The organism is Pseudomonas frederiksbergensis (assembly GCF_017114915.1).
In the GTDB taxonomy this organism is placed as follows: domain Bacteria; phylum Pseudomonadota; class Gammaproteobacteria; order Pseudomonadales; family Pseudomonadaceae; genus Aquipseudomonas; species Aquipseudomonas frederiksbergensis_I.
Map to the genome: position 1 here is coordinate 47,696 of NZ_JAAUOE010000029.1, position 20,377 is coordinate 68,072.

Consider the following 20,377-nt stretch of genomic DNA (forward strand, 5'->3'; position numbering starts at 1 on the left):
CGTTTGGGCTATTCTCGGGCTCTCCCGCGCCGCCGTTAGAGCCGGGTGTAGAGCAGGGAATCACCGATGATCACCAGTAAGCTGCCGAATGTCGGCATCACTATCTTCACGCAGATGTCTCAGCTCGCGGCGCAAACCGGGGCGATCAATCTGTCCCAGGGCTTTCCCGATTTCGACGGCCCGCAAGCCCTGCGCGATGCGGTCGGTCGGCATATTGCCAGTGGCCACAACCAGTATTCGCCGATGACCGGCTTGCCGGTGTTGCGTCAGCAGATCGCGGCGAAGATCGCTCGCAGCTACGGTGCTCATGTCGATGCAGACAGCGAAGTGACGGTCACCCCCGGCGCGACCCAGGCGATCTTCTGCGCGATTCAGGCGGTGATCCACAGCGGCGATGAAGTGATCGTGTTCGATCCGTGCTACGACAGCTACGAGCCCTCGGTCGAGCTGGCCGGCGGTCGCTGCGTGCATGTGCAACTCGGCCTGAAGGACTTCGCCATCGACTTCCAGAAGCTCGCCGAAGCCCTGAGTCCGCGCACGCGGATGATCATCCTCAATACCCCGCATAACCCAAGCGGCGCATTGATCAGCCGTGCCGAGCTGGATCAGCTGGCGGCGTTGATTCGCGACCGCGACATCTATGTGATCAGCGACGAGGTCTACGAACACCTGGTGTTCGACGGCGTGCCTCATGTCAGCGTATTGGCTCACGAAGAACTCTATCAGCGCGCATTTGTGGTCAGTTCGTTCGGCAAGACTTACCACGTCACCGGTTGGAAAACCGGTTATGTCGTGGCGCCGCCGGCCCTTAGCGCGGAGCTGCGCAAGGTTCACCAGTACGTCAGTTTCTGCGGCGTGACGCCGCTGCAGTACGCGTTGGCTGATTACATGGCCGAGCACCCGGAACACGTCGAAGAGCTGCCTGGCTTCTATCAGGCCAAGCGCGATCTGTTCTGCGATCTGCTGACGCCGTCGCGCTTCAGTTTTACCCGCGTGGCCGGTACTTATTTCCAGTTGGTCGATTATTCGCAGATTCGCCCGGACCTCAATGACGTCGAGATGGCGCTGTGGATGACCCGTGAACATGGCGTGGCGAGCATCCCGATCTCGGTGTTCTACCAGACGCCACCGGTCGGCCAGCGCCTGGTGCGTCTGTGCTTTGCCAAACGCGAGGAAACCCTGCGCGAAGCAGCGGCAAAACTATGCGCGATCTGAGTGCTCTGCCCAATCTGAATCTCGCCCTGATCCAGACCACCCTGGCCTGGCATGATCGTCAGGCCAATCTGGAGCATTTCGAGCCGTTGCTGGAACAGGCTCGCGGCGCGGACCTGATCATCCTGCCGGAGATGTTCACCACCGGTTTCTCCATGGAGTCGGAAACCCTCGCCGAGCCGGAAAATGGCCCCACCAGCAAATGGTTGCGGGCTCAGGCGGCGAAGCTGGACGCGGTGGTCACTGGCAGCATCATCGTCCAGGCCACTGATGGCAGCCATCGCAACCGTCTGTTGTGGGCACGGCCGGACGGCGAGGTGTGGCACTACGACAAGCGTCACCTGTTCCGCATGGCGGGCGAGAACAACCACTACACCCCAGGCGAGCGTCAGGTGCAGTTCGAGTTGAAGGGCTGGCGAGTGCGGCCGCTGATTTGCTACGACCTGCGTTTCCCGGTCTGGAGTCGCGATCCGCAAGACACTGACTTGCTGCTGTACACCGCCAACTGGCCGGGGGCACGGCGTCAGCACTGGAACCGTTTGCTGCCGGCACGGGCGATTGAAAACCTCTGCTATGTGGCGGCGGTGAACCGCATCGGTACCGATGGCAAAGGCTTTGCGTATACCGGCGACAGTCAGGTTCTGGATTTTCAGGGCGAGACGTTGCTCAGCGCAGGCGATGCCGATGGCGTGTTCAAGGTCGTTCTGGACGCGGCGGAATTGGCGGCTTATCGCACGCGGTTTCCGGCGAATCTGGATGCCGATACCTTCGAGTTCACGTAACCGATCGTTCCCACGCTCTGCGTGGGAATGCAGCCCGTGACGCTCCGCGTCACTGGACGCGGAGCGTCCCTTGAGGCATTCCCACGCGGAGCGTGGGAACGATCAATCAACAAAAAGGCCCCGAGGCTTTCGCCTCGGGGCCTTTTGCATTGCAGCGAAGAGACTTTTACGCCGCTTTCGCTTCCGGCTGGCTCAGGGAGCGGTTCAGCGCGCTGAACAGGGCCTTGAAGCTGGCAGTGGTGAAGTTTTCATCGATGCCGACGCCGTGCACTGCACGCTCACCGTTAACGCGCAGTTCAATGTAGGCCGCGGCCTTGGCATTGGTGCCTGCACCAATGGCGTGTTCGTTGTAGTCCATGATTTCCACCGGGATCGGCAGACCGGCCACCAGTGCTTCCAGGGCGCCGTTACCCTTGCCGCGCCAGTGCAGGTTGGTTTCGCCCTGGCCTTTGCTGGAGACTTCGACTTCCACGGCGCTGTGACCGTTTTCTTCCTGCAAGCGATGGCTGACCAGCGCGTACGGGGTGTTGGCCTGCAAGTACTCGCTGTGCAGCAGCGCGTGGATTTGCTGGGCCGTCATCTCCAGGCCCAGGCGATCGGTTTCACGCTGCACGACCTGGCTGAACTCGATCTGCATGCGGCGCGGCAAGCTGATGCCGTATTCCTGTTCCAGCAGGTAAGCGATACCGCCCTTGCCCGACTGACTGTTGACGCGAATCACCGCCTCGTAGCTGCGGCCAATGTCGGCCGGGTCGATCGGCAGGTAGGGCACTTCCCACAGGGCGTCCGGTTGCTGCTGGGCGAAGCCCTTGCGGATCGCATCCTGGTGGGAGCCGGAGAACGCGGTGTGAACCAGGTCGCCGACGTACGGGTGACGTGGGTGCACTGCAATCTGGTTGCACTCTTCGACGACTTTGCGCACGCCGTCGATGTCGGAGAAGTCCAGCTCAGGGTCAACGCCTTGGGTGTAGAGGTTCAACGCCACGGTGACGAGATCGACGTTACCGGTACGCTCGCCGTTGCCGAACAGGCAGCCTTCGACACGGTCGGCGCCGGCCATCAGGCCCAGCTCGGTGGCGGCTACGCCAGTGCCACGGTCGTTGTGGGTGTGCAGGCTGATGATCACGCTGTCACGACGATTGATGTGACGGCCGAACCATTCGATCTGGTCGGCATAGATGTTCGGGGTCGCGCATTCGACGGTGGCGGGCAGGTTGAGGATCACCTTGTGCTCAGGCGTCGGGTTCCACACCTCGATCACCGCGTCGCAGACTTCCTTGGCGAATTCCAGCTCGGTGGCGCTGAAGGTTTCTGGCGAGTATTCGAAAGTCCACTCGGTGTCCGGCTGCTGGGCGGCATATTTGACGAACAGCTTGGCGGCGTTCACGGCGATGGCCTTGATCCCGTCCTTGTCCTGGTTGAAGACAATGCGGCGGAAGGAAGGGGAGGTCGCGTTGTACAGGTGAACGATAGCCTTCTTGGCACCGCGCAGGGATTCGAACGTACGCGCGATCAAGTCTTCACGGCCCTGGGTCAGCACCTGAATGGTGGTGTCATCCGGGATGTGGCCGCCTTCGATCAGGGTGCGCACGAAGTCGAAATCGGTTTGCGAAGCGGCCGGGAACGAGGCTTCGATTTCTTTCACGCCGACCTGCACCAGGGTCTTCCAGAAACGCAACTTCTTGACCGCGTCCATTGGCTCGATCAGCGACTGGTTGCCGTCACGAAGGTCCGAGCTGCACCAGATGGGCGCTGCGGTAATGGTCTTCGACGGCCAGGTGCGATCCGGGATGTCGATGGTCGGGAACGCGCGGTATTTCGAAGACGGGTCTTTGAGCATGCTCATTGGAAAATCCTTATTGTGTGGGCCGAAAAAAGGCGGCCTGCCGGTGGATCAAAATGTTCTGGTAGAGCGTAAGACGAGGCGCCGCGATTCAGCCCGGCAGTCGTGCACTGACGAGGCACAGGCTGCGGTGCTGGCGAAGCTGAATGAGGGTGTGAGAGGTTTTCATGCCTTCAACCCTAACCGCGAGGGGAAAGGATGGCAAGCAGTCGAAAAAATTTGAGAGGAATAGTCGAAAAATATAGTTTGTCGCGATTTTATTGCTTGGAATGGCAGCGATTGTTTTTATTTTTGCGAGAGGATTGAGCGATGCGCAATTGGAGGTTGGCGGTGAAGTTCAGGTCAGCGGCGCCTGTGACATCGCCTTCGCGGGCAAGCCTCGCTCCTACAGATTTGTGTTGCGGTCACCCGAAAACTGTAGGAGCGAGGCTTGCCCGCGAAGAGGCCATCAACCTCAACCACTGCTTATGGCTGAAACGCACCAATGAAAATCGCCGGGTCCACCCGCGCATCGTTCAAGCTGACGTTCCAGTGCATATGCGGCCCGGTCGCGCGGCCAGTCGCTCCGACTTTCCCGACCACGTCACCCCGCGCCAGTTGCTGCCCGACCTTCACATCGATCTTCGACATGTGGCAGAACATGCTGATAAAGCCCTGCCCATGGTCGACGAACACTGTGTTGCCGTTGAAGAAGTAGTTACCGATCAGGATCACCTTACCGACCGCCGGCGTCTTGATTGGCGTGCCAGCAGGCACCGCGAAGTCGAGGCCCGCGTGGGGATTGCGTTCTTCACCATTGAAGAAGCGGCGCACGCCGAACTTGCTCGACAACGGCCCATTGACCGGTTTGTCCAGCAACAGGTTGCTCGGAGTATTCGGGCTGAAGCTGCGGTAAGCCTGGATCTGCTCGGCCAACTCGCCCTCGATGCGCTTGAGATTCGCCGGGTTCGGATTGACCTGCTGCGTATTCTTCAGGGTGATGTGCTGTTCCGGGTATTTCTTGTTGCCGACGGTGAAGCTCAGATTGTGACCACCGCTGCTCAGCGACTGATTGCCCGGTTTGATGGTCAGCGGCACGCCGACGATGGCCAGCCAGTTGTTCTGTTCCTTGACCACCAGTACCGGTCTGCCTTGATAGCTGGCTTTTGGCGCCTGGGCAGAGCTGCCCAGATCCACCACGGCTACGCCACCCGGTACCGGTTTGTTCAAGAGGCGGGTGATGTAACTGTCGGCGTGGGCGTTGAAGGTCAGGCACAGCAACAGCAGCGGAGCGAAAAAACGCGGCATGGATCAATCCAGTAAAGAAAGGGTGACGGGCGTCAGGTGATTGTCTTCGACCCGCACTTGCAGCTCGCCTTCGCCGAGTTTGGCTTTCAGGCGCTGGCCAGTATGGGTCTGCGCGGCGCTGCGGATCGCGTTGCCGCGCTCGTCCAGCAGAATGCTGTAGCCACGAGCGAGGGTCGCCAACGGGCTGACCACGTGCAGCGTCTGCATCTGACTTTGCAGTTGCAGGCGACGGGACTTGAGCCCTTCGCGCATGGCCCGGGGCAGACGTTCGGCGAGACTGTCGAGACGCTGGCGAAGCATCGCCAATTGCCGCCCCGGATGTTGCCCGGCAAGGCGGGTTTCCAGGCGGATCAAGCGTTCGCGACGGATGTTGAGGCTGCGTTCGAACGCGCGGCGCAGACGCATGTCCAGATCATCCAGGCGTTGCGCTTGCTGACGCAGGCGTTCACCAGGATGGCGCAAGCGGCGAGAGATGCCTTCCAGACGCAGCCGGTCACGCATCAAGCGGTCACGCATGCGCATCACCAATCGTTGGTGCAGGCTTTCGACCCGACGCACCAGATCGCTGGAGTCCGGCGCCAGCAGCTCGGCGGCGGCAGACGGTGTCGGGGCGCGGACGTCGGCGACGAAGTCACTGATCGACACGTCGGTTTCGTGGCCGACGGCGCTGACGATCGGTGTCACGCAGGCGTCCACGGCGCGGGCCACGGCTTCTTCGTTGAAACACCAGAGGTCTTCCAGCGAGCCGCCGCCACGGGCCAGGATCAACGCATCGAAACCACGGGCATCCGCCAGTTTCAGTGCGCGGACAATCTGCGCGGTGGCTTCGCGGCCTTGCACGGCGGTGGGGATCAACGTCAGTTGCACTTGCGGTGCGCGGCGGCGGAACACACTGATGATGTCGCGAATCACCGCACCGGTGGGTGAGCTGATAATACCGATGCGTTGCGGGTGCGCCGGCAGCGGCACTTTGCGCTCGGCACTGAACAGGCCTTCGGCGCTGAGCTTTTCCTTCAATGCATCGAACGCCAGGCGCAGGGCGCCATCACCGGCTGGCTCCACGGTGTCGAGAATCAGTTGGTAATCACCGCGGCCCTCGAACAGCGAAACCTTGCCGCGCACCTTGACCGCCAGACCGTCCTTCAGCGCCTGGCGAACCCGCGCGGCGTTCTGCCGGAACAGTGCGCAACGCACTTGGGCGCCACTGTCCTTGAGGGTGAAATACACATGGCCGGACGCCGGGCGGGCGAGGTTGGAGATTTCGCCTTCGACCCAGATGTTGCTGAACACGTCTTCGAGCAACACCCGCGCGCGGCCGTTGAGCTGGCTGACAGTCAGGACTTCCCGGTCCAGGCCGAGTCTTGCAAAGGGATCTTTAATCATGGGCCGCAGTTTAAAGGCATTCGGCGATCAATCTCCATGATCCGGCGAAAATCCCCTGTGGTGTTGCTACGCCGATCGGGTGAAGTGTTCAACGAATTGTTGAATCAGCGCAGTGGGACTCTGCCGATAGGCGAGGGCGACGGTGCTGTGGCAATCCGGGTCGGCCAAGGGCTGAAAGTGGATATCCGGTGGCGCGATGTCTTGCATCGATTCCGGCAACAGCGCGATGCCGAATCCGGCCTGGATCAATTGCAGTTGGGTGGTTTTGCGCGACACCACCCGAGCCGCCCGGGGAAAGAACCCCTGGCGCATGCACAACTCGGCGGACAGATAGCTCAGGCCGCCACGCTGTGGATGAGGGATGGAAATAAACGCTTCATTCTTCAACTGAGCCAGATCGATGCCTTGTGCAGGCTTATCCACAGCCAGTCGATGATTCGGCGGCACCGCCAGCAACAGACGCTCGCTGTACAACGGAACAATCTGCACCCCTTCGCGCTGACGCAGTACCGGCAGGCGCAACAGACCCACATCGAGGCGACCTTCGGCCAACTCTTCCAGTTGCGCCTCGGAGGACAGCTTGACGATGTCCATCGACACCCCGGCGTGCTGATCCAGATAAACGCTGATGCCGCGCAGCAGCCGACCGCTCATGGGCACGGTGCTTGAGTGACTCAGGCGCAAAACGCCCAGTTGACCGGTGCCCACTTGAGTGGCCATTTCGCTGGCTTTGGTCAGTTCGTTCAGCAGGTTTCTGGCACGAGGTAAAAAGGCTTCACCCGCCGGCGTAAGTCGGGGCTGGCGTGCGGTGCGTTCGAACAGCGGCGTTTGCAGGCGGGTTTCCATGTCCTTGATCTGCCGGCTCAAGGCTGACTGAGCAATAAACAGTCGTTCGGCCGCGGCGCTGAAGCTGCCGCTCTCGGCGATTTCCACGAAGTAACGCAATTGGCGGGTTGAAAGCACCAGGTATGCCTTTTTGAGATGGGTGGTCGATTTTGAAGATATTAGTCGCAACGCCCGGTGCTGGCTAAAGTCATCACAGGAATAAAAGGAAGCCGTGTCGATGAATGTGTTGGAGTTGTTAAACCAGTGGCCGTGGGGTGCGGTGGATTGGTGGGTGATTGGATTGGGTGTTGCCCTGGCGTACATCGTGTTCGGCATTGCCGGTTTTGGCACCGCGCTGGTGGCGGGGCCGATTCTGATTCTGTTCATGCCGCTGTCGAAAATCGTGCCGCTGCTGGTGCTGCTGGATTTCGTCGCCGCGTTCGGCAATCTGCTGCCCTCGCGCCGAAATGTAGCGCGGTCCGAGTTGCTGCGACTGCTGCCGTGCATGGCGGTGGGTTGCACGTTGGGGGTGATTTTTCTGTTGAACTTGAAATCCGATGTATTGCTGCTGTTGATGGGGCTGTTTATCAGCGCCTACGCGATTTACAGCCTGTGGATTAAAACCCGTCCAGCGCAATTGGATGCCGGGTGGGCGGTGCCGATGGGAACGGTGGGCGGGATGTTCGGGGCGTTGTTTGGCAGTGGCGGCTTCTTATACGCGATCTATTTGAACAGCCGGTTGCCCAAGGACGCGGCCCGGGCCACCCAGAGTGCATTGATCAGTTGCAGCACCGTGGTGCGTTTGAGCCTGTTTGCCGTCGCCGGTGTCTATGCCGAGCTACCCTTATTGGTATTGGCGCTGTGCTTGTTGCCAGCGATGGCGCTGGGGTTGTGGGTCGGCCGGCGGTTGACCCTGAAATTGTCCCGCGAGGCCTTCGTGCGGCTGGTGACCTGGCTGGTGTTGGCCAGCGGGATTGCCTTGATCGGGCGTTACTTGGGTACTTGACCGGAATTCGTCAGGCATTAAGCTGCCGACCGCTCCCACAAGGGTAATCTTCAGTATTTGCAGCAGGCTTGCACCATGAATTCGCAAAGCATCATCGTCCCGAAAATCTCCACACTGCCGGTTCACGAACCCCGGGCCCGGGCGGTGGTGCGTTGGCTGGTGCGCAAGAACATCATTAAAGAAGAGCTGAGCACCTGTGGCCGCACCGGCAATCGCATGGCCCACGCCATCGCCGATGGCGCCCGCGCCGTGGTCCTGCACCCTGAAGCGCTGCCGTTCGGCGAGCCGATCAATGGGCTGGAGATCATCACCAAGCGCTGCATCTATACACCGGCCAAGGGTTTCCTCGAAGAAGCCGGCTGCGCCGAGTGCCGCAAGGAGATCGGCGAGGCGCTGTTCGAAAGCCTGGAAGACTGGATGCCGGGGCGCACTGATAACTTCATCTGCCCTGAATGCGGGCATGAAGACGACATCAACGGCTTTCTGTTCTTGCAGGAGTGCGGCTTTTCCAACCTGGGGTTCATCTTCAACAATTGGCTCGAGGCCGGGTTCAAGCAGGACTTTATCGATGAGTTTGCCGATTGGCTGGATCAGCCCGTGAGTTGGGTCAAAGTCGAACTCTAAATGCCGACGCCGGTCCACTACAGGGGACGTTGTTTCTCCGTATGTCAGTAATGCCAATAATAGGCAGAGTTTTACGTTGAACCCGAGGGGGTGTCTGACTATAATGGCGCGCTTCCATTTTCCCGCTCGGGAGCCCCCGCGATGCTGCGTATCAGCCAAGAAGCTCTGACATTCGACGACATTCTCTTAGTGCCCGGTTATTCCGAGGTGCTTCCTAACGAAGTCAGTCTCAAGACCCGCCTTACCCGTGGCATCGAGCTGAATATTCCACTGGTTTCCGCCGCTATGGACACCGTTACTGAAGCCCGTCTGGCAATCGCCATGGCTCAGGAAGGTGGCATCGGCATCATCCACAAGAACATGACCATCGAGCAGCAAGCTGCCGAAGTGCGCAAGGTCAAGCGTTACGAAGCCGGTGTGGTCAAGGACCCGATCACCATCGAGGCCGACGCCACGGTGCGTGAACTGTTCGAACTGACCCGCCAGCACAACATTTCCGGCGTTCCGGTACTGCACGATGGCGACCTGGTCGGCATCGTCACCTCCCGTGACGTGCGCTTCGAAAACCGTCTGGACGCCAGTGTCCGTGAAGTGATGACGCCCAAAGAGCGTCTGGTCACGGTCAAGGAAGGCGCCAACAAGAACGATGTGCGTGAATTGCTGCACAAGCACCGCATCGAGCGCGTGCTGATCGTCGACGACAAATTCGCCCTCAAAGGCATGATGACCGTCAACGACATCGAAAAAGCCAAGGCCTACCCGCTGGCCAGCAAGGACGATCAAGGTCGTCTGCGCGTTGGCGCTGCAGTCGGTACCGGTAAAGACACCGGTGACCGCGTAGCCGCCCTGGTCCATGCCGGCGTTGACGTGGTGGTGGTCGACACCGCCCACGGTCACTCCAAAGGCGTGATCGACCGCGTTCGCTGGGTCAAACAGAACTTCCCTGAAGTGCAGGTCATCGGCGGCAACATCGCCACCGGCGCTGCCGCCAAGGCCCTGGCCGAAGCCGGCGCTGATGCAGTCAAGGTCGGTATCGGCCCAGGCTCGATCTGCACCACCCGTATCGTCGCCGGTGTCGGTGTTCCGCAAATCAGCGCCATCGCCAACGTCGCCGCCGCCCTTGAAGGCACTGGCGTTCCGTTGATCGCCGACGGCGGCATCCGTTTCTCCGGTGACCTGTCCAAGGCCATCGTGGCCGGTGCTTCCTGCGTGATGATGGGCTCGATGTTCGCCGGTACTGAAGAAGCGCCAGGTGAGATCGAACTGTTCCAGGGCCGTTCGTACAAGGCTTACCGCGGCATGGGTTCGCTGGGCGCCATGTCCCAGGCTCAAGGTTCCTCCGACCGTTACTTCCAGGACTCTTCCGCGGGTGCCGAGAAGCTGGTTCCGGAAGGTATCGAAGGGCGTGTTCCTTACAAGGGCACCCTGAGCGCCATCATCCATCAGCTGATGGGCGGCCTGCGCTCCTCGATGGGTTACACCGGCAGTGCCGACATCGAAGAAATGCGCACCAAGCCCGAGTTCGTGCGGATCACCGGCGCTGGCATGGCCGAGTCCCACGTCCACGACGTGCAGATCACCAAGGAAGCGCCAAACTACCGCGTAGGTTGAGCCTTCAAGCAACAAGCTAAGCAACCGGGGCTGTTTTATTCAGCCCCGAGTTGTTTCTGAATCACGACTGTTTCTGAATGACTTAGACGAGACTGAATCATGGCCCTCGATATTCACGCTCACCGCATCCTGATCCTCGATTTCGGTTCCCAGTACACCCAACTGATCGCCCGTCGCGTGCGTGAAATCGGCGTGTACTGCGAACTGCATCCGTTCGACATGGACGAGGAAGCCATTCGCGAATTCGCTCCAAAAGGTGTGATCCTCGCCGGCGGCCCCGAGTCCGTGCACGAAGCCGACAGCCCTCGCTGCCCGCAAGCGGTGTTTGACCTGGGCGTGCCAGTCTTCGGTATCTGCTACGGCATGCAGACCATGGCCGAGCAACTGGGCGGCAAGGTTGAAGGTTCCGACCTGCGTGAGTTCGGTTACGCCCGCGTTGACGTGGTCGGCAAGAGCCGCCTGCTCGACGGCATCGAAGACCACATCGACGCCGATGGCCTGTTCGGCCTCGACGTATGGATGAGCCACGGTGACAAGGTCACCAAAATGCCGGAAGACTTCCACATCCTGGCCAGCACTCCGAGCTGCCCGATTGCCGGCATGTTCAGCGATGAGCGTCGCTACTACGGCGTGCAGTTCCACCCGGAAGTGACCCACACCAAGCAAGGCGGTCGCATCCTGTCGCGTTTCATCCTCGACATCTGCGAGTGCGAAGCGCTGTGGACCCCGTCGAAAATCGCTGAAGACGCTATCGCCCAGGTCCGCGCCCAGGTCGGCACCGACAACGTGCTGCTTGGCCTGTCCGGCGGCGTGGACTCCTCGGTGGTTGCCGCACTGCTGCACAAAGCCATTGGCGACCAGCTGACCTGCGTCTTTGTCGACAACGGCCTGCTGCGTCTGCACGAAGGCGAGCAAGTGATGGCCATGTTCGCCGAGAACATGGGCGTCAAAGTGATCCGCGCCAACGCCGAGGACCAGTTCCTCAACAACTTGGCTGGCGAGTCCGATCCAGAGAAGAAGCGCAAGATCATCGGCCGTACCTTCATCGACGTGTTCGATGCCGAATCCTGCAAGCTGGACAACATCAAGTACCTGGCCCAGGGCACCATCTACCCGGACGTGATCGAATCGGCTGGCGCGAAAAGCGGCAAGGCGCACGTGATCAAGTCGCACCACAACGTGGGTGGCCTGCCGGAAGAAATGAACCTCAAGCTGGTTGAACCGCTGCGCGAGTTGTTCAAGGACGAAGTCCGTCGTTTGGGCCTGGAACTGGGCCTGCCGTACGACATGGTCTACCGTCACCCGTTCCCGGGCCCGGGCCTGGGCGTGCGGATTCTCGGCGAAGTGAAGAAGGAATACGCCGACCTGCTGCGTCGTGCCGACCACATCTTCATCGAAGAACTGCGCAAGGCCGACTGGTACCACAAGGTCAGCCAGGCGTTCGTGGTGTTCCAGCCGGTGAAATCGGTTGGCGTTGTCGGCGATGGCCGTCGTTACGCCTGGGTCGTGGCCCTGCGTGCCGTGGAAACCATCGACTTCATGACAGCGCGTTGGGCACACCTGCCTTACGAGCTGCTGGAAACCGTCAGCGGCCGCATCATCAATGAAATCGAAGGCATCTCTCGCGTCACGTATGACGTGTCGAGCAAGCCGCCAGCGACGATTGAGTGGGAGTGATCCCGCTATTTCGAGCATCTGATTAAGAGAAAACCCTGGCTTTGGCCAGGGTTTTTTCGTTTGTGCGAGTGTGAAAATCGAGATCAAGGCCAGGGTGCTGACTTCTTTTGGGTCAGGGAATACGGCTTTGCAGGTTCAACCCCATTTTGTTGAGACCCCGTGACAGCTGTTGAAGGCTGGCGAAAGGAACGCCGCTGACATCGGTCCATGTCGGGCGAATGATGCGGTAATCTCCTCCAGCCAGTTGTTCCACAGCAGTGCGCACAATCGATCCGCTCTGACTCCGGTGAATCAATGTGTAGACACCGTCCGTCTTCTCGAACAGGTACATCCCCTGACGAAAAAGCAGGCGTCGTGTTTGTGCCTCGGTCCTGCTCACCAGCGGCGCCTCCATTTGCAGGCGCAAGTCGGCGTGAAAGGTGTCGACGGTTCCGCGTGACACATCATTAGTAAAAAAGGGGCCACGCTCTATTTCGATGCCGGGGTCAACATCAAGCCTTTGCCCGTCTCCCGGATTGACTTCTTCTATCCGTAAGCCGATGCCTCCTTCCAGTTCGCTGAGGCCCGCGAGCCCTCTGAACGTATTGGTGTTTTCTACGCCGGTCAACGCCACCCATTTACCGGGGGTATTGAGCGCTTGGTCCGAGAACATGATATCGCTCGTCAGATGGTTGGCCATCATCTGCTCATCCACTGCTGTGAGAAGCACAGGTTTTCGATAGTTGGCCGTGCATTCGGTCGCCTGAACGCGAATCCCGTGTTCTCTGGCGGTTTTCACAAGCCCCAGTTCGTTGAATTGGCCCGCAGGGTCTGTGCCGAGATGAGTCAGATACGCCTGCAGGTCTTCGGACATGGCACCGGTGTTGAAATAGTCATTCAGATCGACCTGGACAAAGTCGATGAGCAAGCGGCGCATGTAAATGGTTTTAACGCCCTGAGAAGCCAGGGAGGGCATGTTCTCGATCATCAGACGCATGCTGGTGATCCGGTCCAGTGTTTCACCGATGACCAGTCCGGGAGCTGCATTGAAAACACGTTCAATCAGCGAACCGAACGTCGTTGAGCTTTCCACGGTCGGGATTTGCGGGCGTCGGGGCAGATTTTCCCAAGAGAGATATTGATAGAAGCGTCTGGCGGAGGCCAGGAGCGTTCTGGCTTTCTCGGTGAAGTTCAGTGCATATCGATCCGGAGCGATCAGATTCCCATTGGGGCCCACTTGAAGTTGGACGTGTGTTTCGCGAATCCCCAATGCCCATCTTCTCAGACCGGCCCTGGCGTGCGCTTCTACATCGTAGGGCGTTGTTACCAGTCGTGGCGTCCTTGACGACGAGGGTTGCGGCTGTGCGTCGGCTGGAGGATGCGACACATCGGCCCCACCTTCTGCCACTGGCTGGCCGACGTTCTGTTCCGGCTCACGTACGACCATTTCCAGCTCGACTGCGCACTGTTTACCCAGGCATTGCCCACCCGCCTGTAATCCGAGTTTTGGCATTCGCTCCCATTGGCCTTCGGCATTCAAACGCACCGGCAATGAGTGGACGAACTGGTTCGGTCTGGCCGGATCGACAATCGCCCAATAGCCACCACCTTGTGAGTCGGGAAAGTAGCGCACGTAATAGGCGGTATCGTTCATTAAAATGGCGTAAGGCGGATCGGAGTCGAGCCGGTAAATGCCCTGGAACTTGCCTGGCTCGGTGATCGGCGTTGCTCCTTCAAGCAGTTCGTTGCTCTGATACTCCTGCGCAATGTCGGATAGCTGAACAGCTTCAGAGGGCATGGGGGTTATTGCTCCGGTGGGGGGCAATATGTTCTCGGTCTCTTCAGGGATAGAGGGCTGTTCGTTCGGTGGAACCGTTTCATCCGGTGTCCGCAGGGTTTCTGAATACTCATTCCATTCTGTGGCTTCGGCGGCCTCGATCTCTGCGCCGACCTCCGTCGTCGATCCGACGCCTTTCAAGAACGGAAGGTTGAACAGCGTATCGATAGTGCTGAAGATCGCCCCGATAACACCTTCCTTACGCGCGGTTGCGGTCTTGCCGTTGACCGCCTGGTCGATGTTCAGCCCCATGTTGGCGAGGCTGGCGCCGATCACCGGCAGCGCTACTGGCCAGCCAACGGCCGCCATCGGCCCGAATACTTTCAAACCGGCACTCAGGTAACCGATCCACAATTTTTTCCGCAGATCGCCGTTGGAGGTCAGGGATAAATCGGCTTCGGCGGACATTGCTGAACGTGTCGAATCACGCAACCGGCTGAAGGCGTCGCCCGTTACGCTTAGGTCTTTCTGGTTGATCAGGTGATGGTCGGCTTGACCCCAAGTGCTCACCAGGCGATTCATCAGGTCGGTGATGTTCTCGGTGATTGCCTGGCGCTCGGCGAGGGGGAAATGATTCATGAAGGCCCGACGAGGCACCTCTTGGTTCATTTGATTCAACGCCCACCAGTGCATGTCCAGCGGTGTCTCGAACACCTGGAACGCCTCGGCTTCACCGGGTACGTAAAGAATCTGACGGCCCTTGGGATCAATGATGCGCAGGATATTGGTCGCCAAGTGGCCGTCGATGTCCAGCATACCGACGCGTAGTCCTTGGCCAGCCGACGTTTCGGCTTGCAGCATTTTCAGGCTGACCGGCCAGGTCAATGGACCGATGACCGCGTTGACCACGGTCTGAAAATCATCGTCAGTCAACTGCCCGCTATCGCGAGCCCCAACGGCTTTGCCGAGGAAGTTGCATTTGGCCAAGGTACGGAAGTCGTCGGCGAAGTCGTTCCAGAACGCATTTAGTTTGCTGCGGTACAGGTCGCTGAAGTTGATGTCCCAGAAGTCCTTCATCACCTTGTCGGCGGGCAGGCGGACTTCGTTGGTTGCATCGAAGTTTCTTGCCTGCGGTCCTGCGGTATAGAAGCCGTCGTACAAGCCCAGCAAGTCGGCGTTGTCCTGATCGGTGGCACGGAAGCGGTGAATGACCAATTGGGTCAGAGTCGTGGATTCATAGGGTTTCTCATCGTAATGCTGCCATCCGGTGAACGATGACTCCAGATGTTGAGCGGTTTTGAACCGGTGGAAATAAACCTGGTCGGGGTCGAAACCGACGAGGCCATATTTGACGAGCAGCTCTGCGGCGACCTCGTGTGCCGTGTCCTGCAAGCTGGGGCAAGCCTTGACGACATGGGCGGCGATGACCTTGAGGGCTGCCTTGTCCGCCGCGTTGGGTAGCGGGCGGATTTCAGTTGGATTCATGCGCTCTCTATCCTTGAGAAATGGGCGTCGAGGATGGCCCATTTGCTCAAGGGGAGTGCACTACATATGTACCGCACACCGGCGTTCAAGGCCGTGTAGTGTCAGCGCCGGGCCACATCCGAAAAGTAGAACTTGTCCAGGGTATGTCGCGACTCGGTGTATTCGAATTGACGACCGTCCTGCAGGAAGGTCTGGTTGCTGACCACGATCACATGGCTCTGGCCGTCGAGGTCCAGGTGTTGCTGGTCGTCCTTGCTGAGAGGCACCGCTTCGATGGTGCGCTGGGCGTAGGCGATTTGCAGTTGCAGGGTCTGCTCGATGTAGGCGTAGATCGAGTGTTCGGCGATGTTGCGGGACAGGCCGGGAATCACGTCGCTGACGAAATGGTTGATGTCGAGGATCACCCGCTTGCCGTCGATCCGTCGCACGCGCTTTATCCGGGTGATCAGGCTGCCTTCTGCAGCCTTGATGTGCTCGAGCAGCGGGCCTTTGAGGGGGATCTGGGTGAATTCGACCACCTCGGTGCTGACGTCGTTGCCCAGTCGCGGCCAGGTTTCCTGGAAGCTGACGATGCCGCCGAGCTGAAACTCGATCGGGTTGGTCGACAGCACGAAGGTACCTTTGCCGTGAACTTTCTGGGCGAAACCGCGCTCCTGCAATTGCTCGATGGCCTTGCGCACGGTGCCGCGACTGGCTTGATAGCTGTCCATCAGTTCGGTTTCGGAAGGCAATCGGGCGCCGCGTTCCAGACGTTCGGTCGTGATACTGGCAAGCAGATCGTTGTAGATCTGGTTGTATTTACTCATGGGGATGGCTCTGTGCCGCGCTGTGTTCAAGGTTTTGAACCTTAAGGGCAGGGTAAGGGTTTGTCCATGCGGCTTTAGGTTTCGGGTGTTTTGGGGGTAGGAAATATCACCGTTTGTCGGGTTCAGAATAAACAAAATCAAACTCGTCTGTACGAGTTGTTGCAATAACTCGTACAGACGAGTACTTTTCGCTTCGGCGTGCTGCCAATAACAAAAAACGACAGCGGAAGAACAAGCATGAGCCATGACTACCCGAACATCGTCACCGAGCTGCTGCATAGCCTCGGTGGCAGCGACAACCTCGAGCAGGCCGCGCACTGTGTCACACGGCTGCGCCTGGCCCTCAAGGACCCGAGCCTGGTCAACAGCGCCACGCTGAACCAGATCGATCTGGTCAAAGGTTCGTTCTACACCGGCGGCCTGTTCCAGGTGGTGATCGGCCCCGGCGAAGTGGAGAAGGTCTACGCCGAGCTGCGTCGACAAACCGGTCTCGCCGTCTCGACCATCGCCGACGTCAAACAGAAAAGCGCCGACAAGATCAACGCCGTGCAGCGCCTGGTGCGGGTGTTTTCCGACGTGTTCATGCCGATCCTCCCGGCGCTGATCATTGCCGGCCTGCTGATGGGCATCAACAACCTGATTGGCGCCAAGGGCATGTTCATCGAGGGCAAGACTCTGCTGGACGCTTATCCGAAGCTTGACGGGCTCTGGAGCCTGATCAACCTGATGGCCAACACCTCTTTCGTGTTCCTCCCGGCGCTGGTGGGCTGGTCGGCGGCCAAACGGTTTGGCGGCAGCGAAATCCTCGGCATTGTGCTCGGCCTGATGCTGGTGCATCCGGATCTGCTCAACGCCTGGAACTATGGCAAAGCGGTGGCGGGGCTGGAGGGGCAGAGCCTGCCGTACTTCGACATCCTCGGTGTGTTCCAGATCGAGAAGGTCGGTTATCAGGGGCAAATCCTGCCGATCCTGCTGGCGGCCTATGTGATGAGCGTCGTCGAAAAATGGCTGCGGGCGCGGGTGCCTAACGCAGTGCAATTGCTGGTGGTGCCGATCACCACCATCGTTGTCACCGGTGTGCTGGCGCTGGCGGTGATTGGTCCGGTGACCCGCCATCTGGGGATTCTCATCACTGAAGGCGTGGTCACCCTGTTTGACCTGGCGCCGATGATTGGCGGGGCGATTTTCGGCCTGCTCTATGCACCGCTGGTGATCACCGGCATGCACCACATGTTTCTCGCGGTCGACCTGCAATTGATCTCCACCCAGGGCGGCACTTTCATCTGGCCGATGATCGTCATGTCCAACCTCGCCCAAGGCAGCGCGGCACTGGGGGTGTTCTACATGACCCGCAATGTGCGGGACAAAAGCATGGCCTCGACTTCGGCGATTTCTGCTTACTTCGGCATCACCGAACCGGCCATGTTCGGGGTCAACCTGCGCTACAAGTTTCCGTTCTATGCGGCCCTGATCGGCTCTGCCCTGGGCTGCATCTTCCTGTCGCTGAACAAGGTCCAGGCCTCGGCGATCGGCGTTGGCGGCTTGCCCGGTTTCATCTCGATCATTCCGCAGTTCATTCCGATGTTCGTGGTCGGGATGATGATTGCCATGGTCGTGCCGTTTGTTCTGACCTGCGGGTTGAGCCTGAAAATTGTCCGGCCCGGGTATCGGGTCGCCTGACAGATTGCTGTGGCGAGGGGGCTTGCCCCCGTTCGGCTGCGCAGCAGTCGTAGAACCTGCAAATGCGGTGTGCCCTGATGCAATGGCGTTGCAGATTTTCAGGGCCGCTGCGCGACCCAACGGGGGCAAGCCCCCTCGCCACAAAAAATGGCCAGTACAAAACCTACTGAAGGAATCCCGCCATGCAAGACTGGCAACGTTCGGTGATCTACCAGATCTACCCGAAGAGTTTTCACAGCCACGCCGGCAACCCCACGGGGGATTTGCTCGGCGTCGTGGCCAAGCTCGATTACCTGCACTGGCTGGGTGTCGATTGCCTGTGGATCACGCCGTTCCTGCGTTCGCCCCAGCGCGACAACGGATACGACATCAGCGATTACTACGCCATCGACCCGAGCTACGGGACCATGGCCGACTGCGAATTGCTGATCGCCGAAGCCGCCAAGCGCGGGATCAAATTGATGCTCGACATCGTGGTCAACCACACCTCGATCGAACACACCTGGTTCCAGCAGGCCCGCAGCAGCCTCGACAGCCCTTATCGCGACTTCTACATCTGGCGCGACCAGCCGAACAACTGGGAATCCAAGTTCGGCGGTTCGGCCTGGGAGTACGAGGCTCAGACCGGCCAGTATTACCTGCACCTGTTCGACCACACGCAAGCCGACCTGAACTGGGACAACCCCAAGGTGCGCGCCGAAGTCTTCAAGATGATGCGGTTCTGGCGCGACAAGGGCGTGGGCGGTTTCCGTCTGGATGTGATCAACCTGATTTCCAAACCGGCGGATTTCCCCGAGGACAACACCGACGGTCGGCGCTTCTACACCGACGGCCCGAACGTCCACGAGTACTTGCAGCAGATGCACCGTGAAGTATTCGAAGGCCATGACCTGATCAACGTCGGCGAGATGTCGTCCACCCGCCTGGAACACTGCATTCGCTACTCGCGGCCGGAGTCGAAAGAGCTCTCCATGACTTTCAATTTTCATCACCTGAAAGTTGATTACCCGAACCTGCAGAAATGGATTCGCGCCGATTTCGACTTCCTCGAACTCAAGCGCATCCTCTCTGACTGGCAGACCGGCATGCAGGCCGGCGGTGGCTGGAACGCGCTGTTCTGGTGTAACCATGACCAGCCACGGGTGGTCTCGCGGTTTGGTGATGACGGCGAGCATCGGGTGGTGTCGGCGAAGATGCTCGGCACGGCGCTGCACTTCCTGCAAGGCACGCCGTTTGTGTATCAGGGTGAAGAACTGGGCATGACCAATCCGGGATTCGATCACATCGATCAGTACCGCGATGTGGAAACCCTGAACATCTTCAGGCTCAAGCGCGAGGCCGGTGCAAGCGACGCCGACAACATGGCGGCGATCATGCAGAAGTCCCGGGACAACGGTCGCACGCCGATGCACTGGAGCGCCGAGCCGAACGCCGGCTTCAGCGTTGCCGAACCCTGGATCGGCGTGCCGGCCAACGCGGCGCAGATCAACGTCGCCCACCAACTCGACGACCCGGATTCGGTGTTGCATCACTACCGTCAGCTGATTGCCCTGCGCCGCCGTGAAGCGCTGATGTCCGATGGCGTGTATCGGCAGTTGTTGCCTGAACACGCGCAAGTCTGGGCGTACGTGCGTGAAGGCGATGGCGAGCGTTTGCTGGTACTGAACAACTTCTATGGCACGCCATGCGAAGTCGAATTGCCGCCGGACGTGATCAGCGAAGCGATGGCACAACGTCTGGTGATCAGCAACTACCCGGACTGTCCGCCGCGACATCGGCAGGTGTTCCTACGGCCCTATGAGTCGTTCGTTCTGCACCTGACCGACAGCTAGTCCTTAACCAATAAAAGCGCTGTTTCAAAACACACGCAGAACACTGCGCGGGGGAGTTTTGCGCGCCGGTTTTGCTGCATCACACAATAAAAATAATGAGGTGGTTCTTGAAAACAACAATAAATCGCAGCCTTGCAGCAGCGAGTGTTTGCCTGGCGTTACCGTTGTCGGCCCAGGCGCTGGAGTTCGCCGGCTATTTGCGCAGCGGTGTCGGCACCTCGGTCAACAGCAGTTCGCAGTCGTGCTTTCAATTGCCGGGCGCGCAGTCGAAATACCGGCTGGGCAACGAATGCGAACAGTATGCGGAACTGGAGTTGCGTCAGGATCTGTTCACGCTGGACGACGGTTCGGTGCTCAGTGTCGATGGCATGGCCTCGCTGTATAACCAGTACGACCGCAGCCTGACGTTCAACGGCGACAACGGCTCGGTGCGCATGCCGCAGCTGTATGCGCAATGGTCGAACATGCCCAGCCTCAATGGCGGTTCGCTGTGGGCCGGTCGGCGTTATTACAAACGCAACGACATCCACATCTCCGACTTCTACTACTGGAACCAGAGCGCCACCGG

At 59.5% G+C, this 20,377-nt stretch carries 16 protein-coding genes; 10 read left to right on the plus strand and 6 right to left on the minus strand.

From position 1 onward, the window contains the following. The first annotated feature begins 66 nt into the window (after window positions 1-66). Both HCU66_RS19500 and HCU66_RS19505 read left to right on the plus strand, forming a co-directional pair. Window positions 67-1,215: a pyridoxal phosphate-dependent aminotransferase gene (locus HCU66_RS19500; protein ID WP_205890008.1), complete on the plus strand. Its 1,149-nt coding sequence runs from the start codon at window positions 67-69 to the stop codon at window positions 1,213-1,215. Next, the gene (locus tag HCU66_RS19505) at window positions 1,203-1,994 is read left to right on the plus strand and encodes an amidohydrolase (protein ID WP_205890009.1); all 792 of its coding nucleotides are present in this window, start codon (window positions 1,203-1,205) and stop codon (window positions 1,992-1,994) included. The genes HCU66_RS19500 and HCU66_RS19505 overlap by 13 nt, the downstream gene beginning before the upstream one ends. Before the next feature lie 166 nt (window positions 1,995-2,160). Here HCU66_RS19505 and leuA read toward each other — a convergent pair whose 3' ends face one another. Further along, a complete protein-coding gene (gene leuA, locus HCU66_RS19510) occupies window positions 2,161-3,840 on the minus strand; it encodes a 2-isopropylmalate synthase (protein WP_205890010.1) in 1,680 nt (559 codons plus the stop codon). Here leuA and HCU66_RS19515 point away from each other — a divergent pair. Then, on the plus strand, window positions 3,833-4,060 hold the full coding sequence (locus HCU66_RS19515) for a hypothetical protein (RefSeq protein ID WP_205890023.1): 228 nt from the start codon (window positions 3,833-3,835) through the stop codon (window positions 4,058-4,060). The two genes, leuA and HCU66_RS19515, sit on opposite strands and share 8 nt — an antisense overlap. A 242-nt stretch (window positions 4,061-4,302) precedes the next feature. Here HCU66_RS19515 and HCU66_RS19520 read toward each other — a convergent pair whose 3' ends face one another. The 3 genes from HCU66_RS19520 to HCU66_RS19530 all read right to left on the minus strand — a co-directional run bounded on the left by HCU66_RS19520 (window position 4,303) and on the right by HCU66_RS19530 (window position 7,470). Beyond that, on the minus strand, window positions 4,303-5,124 hold the full coding sequence (locus HCU66_RS19520; RefSeq protein ID WP_205890011.1) for a peptidoglycan DD-metalloendopeptidase family protein: 822 nt from the start codon (window positions 5,122-5,124) through the stop codon (window positions 4,303-4,305). Between the two features lie 3 nt (window positions 5,125-5,127). After that, complete coding sequence (xseA, locus tag HCU66_RS19525) at window positions 5,128-6,507, minus strand: exodeoxyribonuclease VII large subunit (protein WP_205890012.1); 1,380 nt, start codon at window positions 6,505-6,507, stop codon at window positions 5,128-5,130. A gap of 66 nt (window positions 6,508-6,573) precedes the next feature. Next, entirely contained in the window at window positions 6,574-7,470 is an 897-nt protein-coding gene (locus HCU66_RS19530) for a LysR substrate-binding domain-containing protein (protein WP_205890013.1), read from the minus strand. Window positions 7,471-7,570: 100 nt separating this feature from the next. Between HCU66_RS19530 and HCU66_RS19535 the strand changes: the two genes are divergently transcribed. The 4 genes from HCU66_RS19535 to guaA all read left to right on the plus strand — a co-directional run bounded on the left by HCU66_RS19535 (window position 7,571) and on the right by guaA (window position 12,250). Beyond that, the gene (locus HCU66_RS19535) at window positions 7,571-8,338 is read left to right on the plus strand and encodes a sulfite exporter TauE/SafE family protein (protein WP_205890014.1); all 768 of its coding nucleotides are present in this window, start codon (window positions 7,571-7,573) and stop codon (window positions 8,336-8,338) included. A 75-nt stretch (window positions 8,339-8,413) separates the two neighbouring features. Beyond that, window positions 8,414-8,962: a sugar ABC transporter ATPase gene (locus HCU66_RS19540; RefSeq protein ID WP_205890015.1), complete on the plus strand. Its 549-nt coding sequence runs from the start codon at window positions 8,414-8,416 to the stop codon at window positions 8,960-8,962. Window positions 8,963-9,103: 141 nt separating this feature from the next. Next, window positions 9,104-10,573, plus strand: a complete 1,470-nt coding sequence (guaB, locus tag HCU66_RS19545; protein WP_205890016.1) for an IMP dehydrogenase — start codon at window positions 9,104-9,106, stop codon at window positions 10,571-10,573. A 99-nt stretch (window positions 10,574-10,672) separates the two neighbouring features. Beyond that, window positions 10,673-12,250: a glutamine-hydrolyzing GMP synthase gene (guaA, locus tag HCU66_RS19550; protein WP_205890017.1), complete on the plus strand. Its 1,578-nt coding sequence runs from the start codon at window positions 10,673-10,675 to the stop codon at window positions 12,248-12,250. 112 nt (window positions 12,251-12,362) lie between these two features. Here the strand turns inward: guaA and HCU66_RS19555 are convergent, their stop codons facing one another. Next, complete coding sequence (locus HCU66_RS19555) at window positions 12,363-15,491, minus strand: membrane-targeted effector domain-containing toxin (protein ID WP_205890018.1); 3,129 nt, start codon at window positions 15,489-15,491, stop codon at window positions 12,363-12,365. Between the two features lie 101 nt (window positions 15,492-15,592). Further along, window positions 15,593-16,297, minus strand: a complete 705-nt coding sequence (gene treR, locus HCU66_RS19560) for a trehalose operon repressor (RefSeq protein ID WP_205890019.1) — start codon at window positions 16,295-16,297, stop codon at window positions 15,593-15,595. Between the two features lie 237 nt (window positions 16,298-16,534). On the opposite strand from treR, the gene treP reads away from it, so the two are divergent. The 3 genes from treP to HCU66_RS19575 form a co-directional block, all read left to right on the plus strand. Next, window positions 16,535-17,977 carry a PTS system trehalose-specific EIIBC component gene (gene treP / locus HCU66_RS19565; protein WP_205890020.1) on the plus strand — a complete coding sequence of 481 codons (1,443 nt, stop codon included), beginning with the start codon at window positions 16,535-16,537 and terminating at the stop codon, window positions 17,975-17,977. Window positions 17,978-18,159: 182 nt separating this feature from the next. Continuing rightward, entirely contained in the window at window positions 18,160-19,809 is a 1,650-nt protein-coding gene (treC, locus tag HCU66_RS19570) for an alpha,alpha-phosphotrehalase (protein ID WP_205890021.1), read from the plus strand. A 107-nt stretch (window positions 19,810-19,916) separates the two neighbouring features. After that, window positions 19,917-20,377 (plus strand): carbohydrate porin (locus HCU66_RS19575; protein ID WP_205890022.1); only part of this gene is annotated, 461 nt, incomplete at its 3' end.